The organism is Paenibacillus sanfengchensis (assembly GCF_036864765.1).
Taxonomy (GTDB): domain Bacteria; phylum Bacillota; class Bacilli; order Paenibacillales; family Paenibacillaceae; genus Fontibacillus; species Fontibacillus sanfengchensis.
Genome location: NZ_JBAGJC010000020.1, coordinates 39,003 through 52,630, shown reverse-complemented (window position 1 = coordinate 52,630; position 13,628 = coordinate 39,003). Strand labels below are relative to the sequence as shown.

12 protein-coding genes and 1 other annotated feature are annotated in these 13,628 nt (G+C 51.5%); all 12 genes read left to right on the top strand.

What is annotated here, in order from left to right; translation table 11 throughout:
• Position 1: 1 nt before the first annotated feature.
• The 12 genes from V4U84_RS24800 to rpoC all read left to right on the top strand — a co-directional run bounded on the left by V4U84_RS24800 (position 2) and on the right by rpoC (position 13,558).
• Entirely contained in the window at positions 2–523 is a 522-nt protein-coding gene (locus V4U84_RS24800) for an NYN domain-containing protein (protein ID WP_334075721.1), read from the top strand.
• 161 nt (positions 524–684) lie between these two features.
• The gene (gene sigH / locus V4U84_RS24795) at positions 685–1,335 is read left to right on the top strand and encodes an RNA polymerase sporulation sigma factor SigH (RefSeq protein ID WP_334075720.1); all 651 of its coding nucleotides are present in this window, start codon (positions 685–687) and stop codon (positions 1,333–1,335) included.
• Positions 1,336–1,704: 369 nt separating this feature from the next.
• Entirely contained in the window at positions 1,705–1,854 is a 150-nt protein-coding gene (gene rpmG, locus V4U84_RS24790) for a 50S ribosomal protein L33 (protein WP_071784256.1), read from the top strand.
• Between the two features lie 21 nt (positions 1,855–1,875).
• The gene (gene secE / locus V4U84_RS24785; protein ID WP_148458018.1) at positions 1,876–2,067 is read left to right on the top strand and encodes a preprotein translocase subunit SecE; all 192 of its coding nucleotides are present in this window, start codon (positions 1,876–1,878) and stop codon (positions 2,065–2,067) included.
• Between the two features lie 23 nt (positions 2,068–2,090).
• A complete protein-coding gene (gene nusG, locus V4U84_RS24780; protein WP_044482538.1) occupies positions 2,091–2,624 on the top strand; it encodes a transcription termination/antitermination protein NusG in 534 nt (177 codons plus the stop codon).
• A 70-nt stretch (positions 2,625–2,694) separates the two neighbouring features.
• Entirely contained in the window at positions 2,695–3,120 is a 426-nt protein-coding gene (rplK, locus tag V4U84_RS24775) for a 50S ribosomal protein L11 (protein ID WP_148458019.1), read from the top strand.
• A 167-nt stretch (positions 3,121–3,287) separates the two neighbouring features.
• On the top strand, positions 3,288–3,980 hold the full coding sequence (rplA, locus tag V4U84_RS24770) for a 50S ribosomal protein L1 (protein ID WP_334075719.1): 693 nt from the start codon (positions 3,288–3,290) through the stop codon (positions 3,978–3,980).
• A gap of 83 nt (positions 3,981–4,063) precedes the next feature.
• Positions 4,064–4,216 (top strand) — a sequence feature (ribosomal protein L10 leader region).
• A 37-nt stretch (positions 4,217–4,253) separates the two neighbouring features.
• Positions 4,254–4,763: a 50S ribosomal protein L10 gene (rplJ, locus tag V4U84_RS24765; protein ID WP_334075718.1), complete on the top strand. Its 510-nt coding sequence runs from the start codon at positions 4,254–4,256 to the stop codon at positions 4,761–4,763.
• Between the two features lie 57 nt (positions 4,764–4,820).
• Positions 4,821–5,186, top strand: coding sequence for a 50S ribosomal protein L7/L12 (gene rplL / locus V4U84_RS24760; RefSeq protein WP_334075717.1), 366 nt, complete (start codon positions 4,821–4,823; stop codon positions 5,184–5,186).
• Between the two features lie 194 nt (positions 5,187–5,380).
• A complete protein-coding gene (locus tag V4U84_RS24755; protein ID WP_334075716.1) occupies positions 5,381–5,977 on the top strand; it encodes a class I SAM-dependent methyltransferase in 597 nt (198 codons plus the stop codon).
• A gap of 331 nt (positions 5,978–6,308) precedes the next feature.
• The gene (rpoB, locus tag V4U84_RS24750) at positions 6,309–9,854 is read left to right on the top strand and encodes a DNA-directed RNA polymerase subunit beta (protein WP_334075715.1); all 3,546 of its coding nucleotides are present in this window, start codon (positions 6,309–6,311) and stop codon (positions 9,852–9,854) included.
• Between the two features lie 89 nt (positions 9,855–9,943).
• On the top strand, positions 9,944–13,558 hold the full coding sequence (rpoC, locus tag V4U84_RS24745) for a DNA-directed RNA polymerase subunit beta' (RefSeq protein ID WP_334075714.1): 3,615 nt from the start codon (positions 9,944–9,946) through the stop codon (positions 13,556–13,558).
• Positions 13,559–13,628: the final 70 nt, after the last annotated feature.

Genomic DNA, 13,628 nt, shown 5'->3' with positions numbered 1-13,628 from the left:
TATGCGCGATATGCGCGACGTTCTTCTGGTGGACGGGTACAACATGATCGGCGGGTGGACGGAGCTGGCCGCTTTGTCCAAAAATGATTTGGAGGAGGCCAGAAACCGCCTGCTGGCGAGGCTCGCCGATTACCAGGCCTTTTCGGGGAGAAAGGTGATTGTGGTTTTCGATGCCTACCGGGTACCCGGCCTCGGAAAATCGTTCGCTCAATACAAAATCGATATCTATTACACCAAAGAGAAGGAGACGGCGGACGAATGCATCGAGCGGCTGGTGGGTGAGCTTTGGCACCGGCGCCGGCAAATTTATGTGGCCACTAGCGATATGGTGGAGCAGCACGTGATTTTTGGGCAGGGGGCTCTACGAATTTCGGCCAGGGAACTATTGACACAGGTCGAACAAAGCGAGAAAGAGATTCAGACGAAATTGACGGAGCGCAGCAGCAATACCGCCCGCAACACGCTGGATGGAAAATTAAGCCCCGAGCTGCGCCAGATGTTCGAAAGATGGCGAAGGGAATAGGCGAGAAATCTGTCGGATTCCTCCTAAATGCCCTTGACAAAGTTCGACTTTACATCTTTTGGTACTTTTTTTGTTGACGCTCATGTGCGGCATCATATATACTGTTCGTATTACTTGACTGAGTGACGGGGCACCGTGCGTTGCAGCCGGAGGGATTTGTGGTGAGTGTCAACCTCGAGACATGGGTTAGATTCGACTATGAGGTTCTGAATGACGAAGACATTGTCGAAGCCGTGCGTAACGGCGACAGTGAAGCTCTGGAGTACTTGATCAACAAGTACCGCAGTTTTGTGCGTGCCAAAGCTAGATCCTATTTCCTGATTGGTGCTGACCGTGAGGATATTATCCAGGAAGGCATGATCGGTCTTTATAAATCAATCCGGGATTTTCGGGGAGACAAGCTGGCTTCGTTCAAGGCATTCGCCGAGCTCTGCATCACACGGCAGATTATTACAGCGATCAAGACGGCGACGCGGCAGAAGCATATTCCGCTGAACTCCTACGTTTCTTTGGACAAGCCGATTTATGATGAGGATTCCGACCGAACGCTGCTGGATGTCATCTGCGGTTCCCGGGTTTGCGATCCCGAAGAGCTCATTATCAACCAGGAGGAATTTACCGGTCTCGAAGACAAAATGTCCGAGATTCTAAGCGATCTGGAACGTAAGGTGCTGATGCTTTATCTGGACGGACGTTCGTATCAGGAGATCGCGGTCGATCTGAAGCGGCACGTCAAATCTATTGATAATGCGCTGCAGCGAGTGAAACGGAAGCTTGAACGTTATCTAGAAGTGCGTGACGGTGGAATTTGAAATCATTATCTTTATCTTTTTATAAGCTATTCCGCGGAAACAAGGGACGAGGACTTAAGGTCGTCCTTTTTTGCTTTTATTGAGGAACTCTTTCATTTGTAACGGGAAGGAAGTTTATCCTCCGAGAAGTTGAGCAATACTGGAACAAGTACGCATTCGATTCCAGCACTTTCCTGGCGATCCATTTTTGACTCGGGGCCCTCGGCGAATTACCTCAATTTTACGATGTCGGAAGCTTGTTTGGCTCGTTGACACGGGTATTGGCATGTGATAAAGTGTTTTAGGTAGGCCTAAATTTGCGCTTTTTTGAATTTCAGGTCAATTCATGAGACTTTCTCATAAAAGAAATGTCTTCGGGAGGTGCACATCATGCGGGTAATTATTACGTTGGCTTGTACGAATTGCAAACAAAGAAACTACACGACAACGAAAAACAAGCGTAACCACCCCGACCGCATGGAGATGAAGAAATTTTGCAAGTTTTGTAACGAGCAAGTTCCTCATCGCGAAACCAGATAGTCTTTGGAGGTGTAGTCGCGGATGAAACGTAGTTTCAAGTCGTTGTTCTCTTTTTTCTCTGAAAGCTGGGCTGAGCTTAAAAAGGTTCGCTGGCCTAATCGTAAAGAGCTGACCAATTATACGCTGATTGTGCTGGGTACAATTGTGGCTGTCGCGATTTATTTTTGGGTTCTTGATATCGGCATCTCTGCTGTGATCGAAGCGATAATTTAAGAAGGGTCCATAGGTGGCTTGATATGGAGAAGAGATGGTATGTAGTTCATACCTATTCCGGGTATGAGAACAAAGTCAAAGCCAATTTGGAGAAGCGTGTCGAGTCCATGGGCATGGAAGACAAGATATTTCGGGTTCTTGTTCCGATGGAAGAAGAAGTGGTGAACAAAGACGGCAAGAAGAAAACCGTCATGCGCAAAGTTTACCCGGGATATGTCTTGGTTGAGATGATCCAGACCGACGATTCTTGGTATGTTGTTCGCAACACACCGGGCGTCACCGGATTTGTCGGCTCTACGGGTTCGGGATCCAAGCCTACGCCTCTGCTCCCTGAAGAAGTGGAACAGATTTTGCAGCATATGGGCATGGAAGAACCGAAGCCAGTTATCGAGTTCGATCTGAAAGAATCCGTACGCATCAAGGTTGGTCCGTTTGCCAATTTTGTCGGGTCGATTGAAGAGATTCTGGTCGACAAAAGCAAGCTTAAGGTTCACGTCAACATGTTTGGACGAGAAACCCCGCTTGAGTTGGACTACACTCAGGTGGAAAAGATATAGGTTTCTTAGGGTTTCTATGTGGGAGGAGCCAAGCTCCGTCTACCACCATTAGGGCAAGGAGGTGTTTTACATGGCGAAAAAGGTTATCAAAGTGGTAAAACTGCAAATTCCTGCAGGGAAAGCGAATCCTGCGCCTCCGGTAGGTCCGGCTTTGGGTCAAGCGGGTGTCAACATCATGGCATTCTGTAAAGAATTCAACGCTCGTACTGCCGATCAAGCAGGTTTGATCATTCCGGTTGAACTTTCGGTGTTTGAAGACCGTTCTTTTACTTTCATCACCAAAACTCCTCCGGCAGCCGTTCTGCTTCGCGTTGCTGCGAAGATCGAGAAGGGTTCCGGCGAACCGAACAAGAAGAAAGTGGCTACCGTGAAGCGCGACGTCGTTCGTCAAATCGCGGAGCAAAAAATGCCTGACCTGAACGCGGCTTCCGTTGAATCGGCAATGCGTATGGTCGAAGGTACAGCCCGCAGCATGGGCATCACGATCCAAGACTAATTCTTGGGGCGTACAAGCAATGAAGTAGTTGCAGAACATCCTAGAAAAACATCAAGACATTTGCAACGGAAGTTGCCTTTAATTAATTTGTTATTCGCTTAGCGAACAAGTTAATTAAAGACCAGTGGGAGGATATTCCGCTAATACCACAAAGGAGGAACAATTTCATGGCTAAACACGGTAAGAAATACCTGGAAGCCGCTAAGCTGATCGACAGCGAAGCGACATATGAGCCTTCCGAAGCCGTTGAACTGGTGAAGAAGGCAGCGACTGCGAAATTCGACGAAACCGTTGAAGCTGCAGTTCGTTTGGGCGTTGACCCTCGTAAACAAGACCAAGCCGTTCGCGGTGTCGTTGTCCTGCCTCATGGCACGGGTAAAACACAACGCGTTCTGGTATTCGCCAAAGGCGAAAAAGCTAAGGAAGCGGAAGCTGCCGGTGCTGACTACGTCGGCGATCAAGATATGATCAACAAAATCCAACAGGGTTGGTTCGAGTTCGACGTCTGCGTAGCGACTCCGGACATGATGAGCGAAGTTGGTAAATTGGGTCGTCTGCTCGGCGGTAAAGGCCTCATGCCTAACCCTAAAGCAGGTACGGTTACGTTTGACGTAGCCAAGGCCGTTCAAGAAATCAAAGCGGGTAAAATCGAGTACCGTCTGGATAAAGCAGGTCAAATCCATGCGCCGATCGGCAAGGTTTCCTTTACTGCCGAGCAGTTGAACGAGAACCTGAAAGCTCTCGTCGACGCATTGAACCGGGCTAAACCGGCTGCTGCCAAAGGGGTATACTTGAAGAACATCGCGATTTCTTCGACGATGGGCCCTAGCGCTCGCGTGAATACAGCCGTTTACAGATAATACCGCTCGCTACGACGGGAAAAGAGATTGACTTGAAGTTGATCTCCTGGTAAACTAAACGAGTTGTTTCCTCAGCGAACAATAAAATTCGAATATGCTTACCGTAGACAGTAGGTGCCAAAGAGGCTTAATTTCCTACCGAGGTGTTGTGATAGAATATCAGTGTACTGCAGTTTTTCTGTAGTTGATGATTCATCAGGCCTTCGTGATTCTACGGAGGCTTTTTTCATGGATATGAAGAGAGCCGAGTAAATCTATCAGGAGGTGTACAGGTTGGCAAACGCAAAAGTGATTCAAGCAAAACAAGAAGCCGTTGATGCCGTAACTGCGAAATTGCGCGAAAGCGCGACAACTGTAGTAGCGGACTATCGCGGTCTGAACGTTGCACAAGTTACGGAATTGCGCAAACAGCTTCGTGAAGCTGGTATCGAGTTCCAAGTGCTGAAGAACACGCTCGTTCGTCGTGCTACGGCGGCTGCTGAACTGACTGAACTGGACGAAGTATTGACGGGTCCTACGGCAATCGCGTTCAGTACGGAAGATGCAGTAGCTCCAGCTAAAATTCTGAGCGATTTCGCGAAGAAGAACGAAGCGTTGAAAGTAAAAGGTGGCGTGGTTGAAGGTCGCGTTGTAGGCGTGGACCAAATCAAAGCGCTGGCGGATCTTCCTTCCCGCGAAGGTCTCCTTTCGATGCTCCTCAGCGTGCTTCAAGCTCCGGTTCGCAACTTTGCTTTGGCTGTCAAAGCCGTTGCAGAGAAAGAAGAAGGCAGCGCAAGCGCGTAAGACTTTCTTCAAAGAGGTCATTTAAAACAATAAAATTCAAATAATGGAGGTTCTATCATGAGTAAAGAACAAATCTTGGAAGCAATTAAAGGCATGACCGTTCTTGAACTGAACGACCTGGTTAAAGCAATTGAAGAAGAATTCGGCGTAACTGCTGCAGCTCCTGTAGTTGTAGCTGGTGGCGGCGGCGGCGCAACTGAAGCGGCTGAGCAAACTGAATTCGACGTAATCCTGACTAACGCAGGCGCATCCAAAATCAACGTTATCAAAGTGGTTCGTGAAATCACTGGCCTCGGCTTGAAAGAAGCCAAAGACCTGGTTGACAACGCACCAAAACCGTTGAAAGAAAAAGTAGGCAAAGAAGAAGCCGATTCCGTCAAAGCAAAATTGGAAGAAGCAGGCGCAACTGTAGAAGTGAAGTAATCACTTTTCTTTAAAAAGCAAACCCCTTGAATATGATTCAAGGGGTTTCTTTTAACCCTGGGGCAAGTCGAATGAAGTTTTAGTTTTTGGGCCTGGTGCTCTTTTGCTCACGGATCCGGATTTGAGATAGATTGCAAGGGATCCCCAGTCTCAAAAGCATTTTAATAGCGTTTAACGGAGGTAGTTCTTGGACGATGCCTGATCACTATTACACGAATGAACCTACTGCGGCACATAACCGAAAAACGTGGGATACTACGTTGCGCGGACATTCCTTTCGCTTTACGAGCGATGCCGGTGTTTTTGCCAAAGGAGGCGTTGATTTCGGGAGCCGCACGTTAATTGAAGCGATGGATATACCGGAGCAGGCCGAAGTGCTGGATGTTGGTTGCGGTTACGGACCGATCGGGCTGGCGGCAGCCAGACTGGCGAGTCAGGGCCATGTCACGATGATCGACGTCAACAGCAGGGCCGTGGAATTGGCACGGGAGAATGCGGCGGCGAACCGGATTGCCAACGTTACCGTGCTGCAAAGCGATTTGTTTGCGGCGCTGGGTGAACGGGAATTCGATGTGGTATTGACCAATCCACCGATTCGGGCAGGAAAGGAAACGGTCCATGCTATTTTTGAAGGAGCATTTGCAAGATTAAGGGATGGTGGCGAATTGTGGATTGTAATTCAGAAGAAGCAAGGGGCGCCGTCGGCAAAGCAGAAGCTCGAGACATTGTTTCGTCAGGTGGAGGAAGTTACGAAGGATAAGGGTTACCGCATCTACAAGGCGGCAAAATAGGGTTTGACTTGCAGAGTCCGTTGTGTTATTATTATAAAATGTCAGTATTAGGATGCCCTCTGTGGCTTTGCTTAACGGAATAGAATGTTTTACGCAGGCGATGTATAAAATCACATCGCTTCACGTATAATATGTACATTTCGGGTAAATCTACTGAATACGGGGGACATCAGGCTGGAAATGGCACGGATAATGATGCTCTTTTTTCGAAAGCATTCGATAAGGGCTTTTCTTTATTTGTGTAGATGAATCCGTATGGTCCTATTATAAGGGCACAAACACGGGTTCGCAATAAATTTTTAAGTGAGTAGACATGAGGGGTGAGTATAAGTTGGCAGGACATCTTGTTCAATATGGTCGACGCACTCGGCGAAGTTATGCACGAATTAACGAGGTACTCGAAGTTCCGAACCTGATCGAAATCCAACAGAAATCCTATGATTGGTTCTTGGAAGAAGGCCTTCGGGAGATGTTCCAAGATATTTCGCCGATTCAGGATTTCACCGGAAATCTGGTGTTGGAATTTATCGATTACAGTCTCGGGGAACCGAAGTATACGGTAGACGACGCGAAGGAACGCGATGTCACGTATGCTGCGCCGCTTCGGGTAAAAGTCCGGCTCATTAATAAAGAAACCGGCGAAGTCAAAGAGCAGGAAGTTTTCATGGGGGATTTCCCGCTGATGACGGAAACCGGCACCTTCATTATTAATGGTGCGGAACGGGTTATTGTCAGCCAGTTGGTTCGCTCTCCTAGCGTCTATTTCAGCACTAAAGTAGATAAGAACGGTAAGAAGACCTATACCGCTACTGTGATTCCGAACCGTGGCGCATGGCTGGAATTGGAGACGGATGCGAAGGACATTATCTACGTTCGGATCGACCGTACCCGTAAAATTCCTGTGACCGTGCTGCTTCGCGCGCTCGGTTTCGGCACGGATGCCGAGATTCTGGATCTTCTCGGGAACGATGAATATATTCGCAACACGCTTGATAAGGATAACACGGATTCTACGGAAAAGGCCCTCATCGAGATCTACGAGCGTCTTCGTCCGGGCGAGCCGCCGACGCTTGAAAACGCCAAGAGCTTGCTGGTAGCCCGCTTCTTTGATCCGAAGCGCTATGATCTGGCTAATGTCGGACGTTATAAAATCAACAAGAAGCTGCACATCAAGAACCGTCTGTTCAACCAGCGTCTGGCGGAATCTTTGATCGACACGAATACCGGTGAAATTATCGCCGAAGCCGGCCAAATGGTAGACCGTCGTCTGTTGGATCAAATTCTTCCGTACCTGGAGAACTCGATAGGATTTAAAAACTACCATGTCGCCGGCGGCGTTTTGGATGCCAACGACGTGCCGCTGCAAACGATCGATATCTTCTCGCCGATCGAGGACGGCAAAGTGGTGAAGGTGATCGCGAACCGCAACATCGATAAATCGGTGAAGCATATTACGCCTGCCGATATTATCTCGTCGATCAGCTACTTCCTGAACCTGCTCCACGGCATCGGCAGCACGGACGATATCGACCACTTGGGTAACCGCAGACTGCGTTCCGTAGGCGAATTACTGCAGAACCAGTTCCGTATCGGTTTGTCCCGGATGGAACGTGTTGTGCGCGAGAGAATGTCGATTCAGGATGCGAACGTGATCACGCCGCAGGCTTTGATCAATATTCGTCCCGTGATCGCTTCGATTAAAGAGTTCTTCGGCAGCTCCCAGTTGTCCCAGTTCATGGACCAAACAAACCCGCTTGCGGAACTTACGCATAAACGCCGTCTGTCCGCACTCGGACCTGGTGGTTTGACGCGGGAACGCGCGGGCTTTGAAGTGCGTGACGTCCATCACTCCCACTATGGCCGGATGTGTCCGATCGAGACGCCGGAAGGTCCGAACATCGGTTTGATCAACTCCTTGTCGACGTTCGCACGGATCAACGAATATGGCTTCATCGAAGCGCCTTATCGTTGGGTCGATCCGAACACCAGCAAAGTTACCGATCAAATCGCTTATCTGACCGCGGACGAGGAAGATAACTACATCATCGCCCAGGCGAACGCGGTCCTCAATGAGGACAATACGTTCCGCGACGCGAATGTTATCGTTCGTTACAATAAGCAGTCCGACAACATTTTGACGATGCCGAGCGATCGTGTTGACTACATGGACGTATCGCCAAAACAGGTGGTATCCGTCGCTACCGCGTTGATTCCGTTCCTGGAAAACGATGACTCCAACCGTGCCCTGATGGGTTCGAACATGCAGCGTCAGGCGGTTCCGCTTCTGATTCCTAAGGCTCCGCTCGTCGGGACCGGGATGGAGCATAAATCGGCCAAAGACTCCGGCGTATGTATCGTTTCGAAATACGACGGGGTTATCGAGCGGTCGGCCGCCAACGAAATCTGGCTTCGCCGGATCGAGACGGTGGACGGCAAGGAAGTGAAGGGCGATCTTGTTAAATATAAATTACACAAATTTATGCGTTCGAACCAAGGAACATGCATCAACCAGCGTCCGATTGTGAAACGCGGCGATATCATCAAGAAGGGCGATATCCTCGCGGACGGGCCGTCCACCGAAATGGGCGAATTGGCGCTTGGCCGCAACGTGGTCGTTGCGTTCATGACTTGGGAAGGCTATAACTACGAGGATGCGATCCTTCTTAGCGAAAAGCTCGTGAAAGAGGATGTTTATACTTCGATTCACATCGAGGAATATGAATCCGAAGCCCGCGATACGAAGCTCGGGCCGGAAGAAATTACCCGCGATATTCCGAACGTCGGGGAAGAGGCGCTCCGCAATCTTGACGAGCGCGGCATTATCCGTGTCGGTGCGGAAATCGGCGCAGGGGACATCCTTGTCGGTAAGGTAACGCCGAAGGGCGTCACCGAATTGACTGCGGAAGAGCGGCTCCTTCATGCGATCTTCGGGGAGAAAGCACGCGAAGTGCGCGATACTTCGCTGCGCGTGCCTCACGGTACTGACGGGATCGTCGTGGACGTGAAGGTCTTTACCCGCGAGAACGGCGACGAATTGCCGCCGGGCGTAAATCAACTCGTTCGGGTATATATTGCCCAAAAACGTAAAATATCTGAAGGCGACAAGATGGCCGGACGTCACGGTAATAAAGGGGTCGTGGCCCGTATTTTACCGGAAGAAGATATGCCGTTCATGCCGGATGGCACGCCTGTTCAAGTCGTATTGAACCCGCTCGGCGTTCCTTCGCGGATGAACATCGGTCAGGTGCTGGAAATCCACCTGGGTATGGCCGCGCTGAAGCTCGGTATCCACGTGGCGACGCCGGTATTCGACGGTGCGAACGAGTACGACGTTTTCGACACGATGGAAGAGGCCGGCATGCAACGCAACGGTAAAACCATCCTGTACGACGGTAGAACTGGCGAACAGTTCGAACGTGAAGTCACCGTCGGCGTCATGCATATGATCAAGCTGGCGCACATGGTTGACGATAAAATCCATGCCCGTTCCACGGGTCCTTACTCGCTCGTTACGCAGCAGCCTCTCGGCGGTAAAGCGCAGTTCGGCGGACAGCGTTTCGGGGAAATGGAAGTTTGGGCGCTCGAAGCTTACGGCGCCGCCTATACGCTGCAAGAGATTTTGACCGTCAAGTCGGACGATGTGGTCGGCCGGGTGAAAACCTACGAATCCATCGTCAAGGGCGAGAACGTGCCAGAACCTGGTGTGCCGGAGTCGTTTAAAGTCTTGATCAAGGAGCTTCAAAGCTTGGGGATGGACGTAAAGATCCTCACCGAGAACGAAGAAGAGATCGAGATGAAGGAAATCGACGACGAAGACGATGCGTCCGGGGACAAACTGAGTCTGAACCTGGAAGGCGCGGAAGTCGGAGTGGAATAAGCATCCCTGGCGGCGGGTTCGCCGCCGCCCAGAGATGATGTATAGCCGGAAAATGTCAATATCAGGACTTGGTTAAGGAGGGATGCTCCTTGTTGGACGTCAACAACTTCGAGTATATGAAAATCGGGCTCGCTTCCCCGGATAAAATTCGTTCTTGGTCCCGCGGAGAAGTGAAGAAACCGGAAACGATCAACTACCGTACGCTGAAACCGGAAAAGGAAGGGCTGTTTTGCGAGAAAATCTTCGGTCCGACCAAAGACTGGGAATGTCATTGCGGTAAGTATAAACGCGTTCGTTACAAAGGCGTTGTCTGCGACCGCTGCGGCGTCGAAGTGACGAGAGCCAAAGTGCGCCGCGAACGGATGGGGCATATCGAACTGGCCGCACCGGTTTCCCACATTTGGTATTTCAAAGGGATTCCAAGCCGGATGGGGCTGGCGCTCGACATGTCGCCGCGTTCGTTGGAAGAGATTATTTATTTTGCATCTTATGTAGTTACGGATCCGGGGGAAACTCCGCTGGAGAAAAAGCAGCTCCTGTCCGAGAAAGAATACCGCAGCTACCGCGAGAAATACGGCTACGGCTTCCAAGCCGGCATGGGTGCCGAAGCGGTGAAGAAGTTGCTTCAGGATCTCGATATCGACAAAGAGCTGGAATTCTTGAAAGAAGAGCTGCGCACGGCCCAAGGCCAACGCCGTAACCGTGCGATCAAGCGCCTGGAAGTTATCGAGGCGTTCAAAAGTTCCGGCAACGAGCCGGAATGGATGATTCTCGACGTGCTTCCGGTCATTCCGCCGGAGCTTCGTCCGATGGTACAGCTGGACGGCGGCCGCTTTGCGACCTCCGACTTGAACGATCTGTACCGCCGCGTCATCAACCGGAACAACCGTCTGAAGCGCCTGCTTGATCTGGGCGCGCCGGACATCATCGTACAAAACGAGAAGCGGATGCTTCAAGAAGCCGTTGACGCTCTGATCGATAACGGCCGCCGCGGCCGTCCGGTTACCGGGCCGGGGAACCGCCCATTGAAATCGCTCAGCCACATGCTGAAAGGGAAACAGGGCCGCTTCCGGCAGAACCTCCTCGGAAAACGGGTTGACTATTCCGGTCGTTCCGTTATCGTCGTAGGTCCTTACCTGAAGATGTACCAATGCGGTTTGCCGAAAGAAATGGCGCTGGAACTGTTCAAGCCGTTCGTGATGAAAGAGCTCGTGAACAAAGGTCTGGCTCACAACATCAAGAGCGCGAAACGGAAAGTGGAACGCGTTAGTCCGGAAGTATGGGATGTCCTCGAAGAAGTGATTAAGGAGCACCCGGTTCTGCTGAACCGTGCCCCTACGCTTCACAGACTCGGAATCCAAGCGTTCGAGCCGATCCTCGTGGAAGGCCGCGCGATCCGGCTTCACCCGCTCGTATGTACGGCGTACAACGCCGACTTTGACGGTGACCAAATGGCCGTGCACGTGCCGTTGTCGGCGGAGGCCCAGGCCGAAGCCCGCATCTTGATGCTGGCCTCCGGCAACATCCTGAACCCGAAAGACGGCAAGCCGGTTGTAACGCCTTCGCAGGATATGGTCCTCGGATCTTACTACCTGACGATGGACAACAAGGAAGCCAAAGGTGCCGGCATGATTCTCGGTTCGGTCAACGAGGCCTTCTCCGCTTACCAACGCGGTACGGCCGCTCTGCATGCCCGCGTGGCGATTCCGGTCAAAGCGCTCGGCAAGACCAGCTTCACCGAGAAACAGCAAGAAGCGCTGCTCATCACGACGGTAGGGAAGATTATCTTCAATGATATTTTCCCGGCAAGCTTCCCTTACATTAATGAGCCTTCCAGAGCGAACCTGTTCCAAGGCACGCCGGAAGACTACTTCATTTATGAAAAAGGCGCCGATATCAAAGAGCGAATTTTTGCGGCGAAGCAAGCGGGCGGCGTAGGTAAAGAATACCTCGGCGAAATTATCGGCCGCTGCTTCGAGATCTATCATACGACCGAAACTTCGGTTATCCTTGACCGGATCAAGCAAACCGGGTTTACCTATTCGACCCGTGCGGGCGTAAGTATCGCTGTGGCCGACGTTATCGTACCTGATGAGAAACAGGCGATTCTGAAGGAATCCGATGAGAAGGTACAAGTGATTACGACGCAATACCGCCGCGGTCTGATTACTAACGAAGAACGCTATGACCGCGTTATCGAGATCTGGTCCAAAGCGAAGGACCGGATTACCGATGTGCTCATGAAGTCGATGGACCGTTACAACTCCATCATGCTCATGGTTGACTCCAAAGCCCGGGGTAATAAATCGCAGATTACCCAGCTGGGCGGTATGCGGGGGCTGATGGCCAACCCGTCGGGTCGGATCATCGAACTCCCGATCAAATCGAACTTCCGCGAAGGCCTTACAGTCCTCGAGTACTTCCTTTCGACGCACGGTGCGCGGAAGGGGCTGGCGGATACCGCCCTCCGGACCGCGGACTCGGGTTACCTGACCCGCCGTCTGGTCGACGTGGCCCAGGACGTTATCGTTCGCGAGGAAGATTGCGGTACGGATAAAGGCTTCATGGTCAGCGTTATTCAGGACGGCAAAGAGGTCATCGAAGGCCTGTATGACCGGATTGAAGGACGTTACTCGTTTGAGACCGTCAAACATCCGCAAACGGGTGAGATTATCATTCACCGCAACGAGTTGATCGATTCCGACAAGGCGCATGAAATCGTCAACGCCGGTGTCGAGAAGCTGCAAATCCGTTCCGTGCTGAGCTGCCGCGCCCGCCATGGCGTATGTAAAAAATGCTACGGCCGCAACTTGGCGACAGGCAAGCACGTTGAAATCGGGGAAGCGGTCGGCATTATCGCCGCGCAATCGATCGGTGAACCGGGAACCCAGCTCACCATGCGTACGTTCCATACCGGGGGCGTAGCCGGTGACGATATCACCCAAGGTTTGCCGCGGATTCAGGAGCTCTTTGAAGCCCGGAACCCGAAAGGTCAAGCCACGATCAGTGAAATCGACGGCGTCATCAAGGAAATCCGCGAAGCCAAGGACCGCCGCGAAATCGAGGTACAAGGCGAAGCGGAAACGAAAGTGTACTCCGTTACCTATGGTTCCCGCCTGCGCGTAAGCGAAGGGCAGGAAATCGAAGCGGGCGACGAGCTCACGGACGGTTCCATCGACCCGAAAGAAATTTTGCGCATCAAGGGGATACGCGGCGTGCAGAACTATATCCTTCAGGAAGTTCAGCGCGTTTACCGGAACCAGGGCGTAGAAATCAACGACAAGCACATCGAAGTTATGGTGAGACAAATGTTGCGTAAGATTCGCATCGTCGATGCCGGAGATACGCCGCTCTTGCCGGGTTCCTTCGTTGACCTGCACGAATATGAAGTTGCGAACAAGGATGCGATCCTGTCCGGCAAAGAGCCGGCCGTGGCCAAACCGGTCCTGCTCGGGATCACCAAGGCATCGCTCGAAACGGATTCCTTCCTGTCCGCCGCCTCCTTCCAGGAGACGACACGGGTGCTTACCGATGCCGCGATCAAAGGCAAAGTGGATAAACTCCTCGGCCTGAAAGAGAACGTCATTATCGGTAAATTGATCCCTGCGGGTACAGGCATGAACCGTTACCGCAGCGTTCAATTCGAAGAGCCGGAAGGCGAAGATACCGCGGAAGAAAGTCTGGAGCCGGTATCTGTAGAATAGAAGTTATGCAGCAGCGGGTGGCGGTTCGGGTTTTGGCTCGAGCGCAGACCGCTGCTGCTTTCTTTTACCG